Annotated in this window: 1 protein-coding gene; it reads left to right on the top strand. The window is 37.7% G+C overall.

Annotated elements, in window-relative coordinates:
• The coding region (locus tag E0L37_RS21620) for a hypothetical protein (RefSeq protein WP_166643121.1) at positions 1-517 on the top strand (517 nt) is incomplete at both ends.

The raw sequence follows: 517 nt of genomic DNA on the forward strand, positions 1-517 counted from the left end.
TTCTAGCGATCCATACCTATACAGTTACGTTTAAAAAGGCTTGGCAAGCTATGATGGTTTGTTTACTCAGCGCAGCCGTGTTGTCATCACTATTGCCTCAGTTTAATCGTCAGTGGCTTTTTATAGTCAGCTGTTTGGGCTTTTTGTGCTTTGCTTCTGTAATCTTTTATAGTTTGATTAAGCGTAAAAACAACCGTACTCACCTGCGTGTTTTTATGCTTTTAACTATTGTTATTCAAGTGCTGAGTCTATTTATCTGGAATGGCTTTGGCATTGGTTACCATGGTGTTCATAACACTATCTTACTTATCACATCATTGGCGATATGTTCCGTACTGTTATTAAAAGATCGCCAGCAAATCTCAGCGTTTAGCTACTCCATGTTACATGATGCAGATACTAAGCTACCAAATAAGCAGTTTTTACTCGCGCAAATGGTGAAGAAAGTATCGCAGAAACAACACTTTTCAGTTTTATTATTTAAACCTCATGTACTTTCAAATGCCCGCTCTACATT

It is taken from the genome of Alcanivorax sp. 24 (assembly GCF_004360225.1).
GTDB classification, from domain to species: domain Bacteria; phylum Pseudomonadota; class Gammaproteobacteria; order Pseudomonadales; family Alcanivoracaceae; genus Alloalcanivorax; species Alloalcanivorax xiamenensis.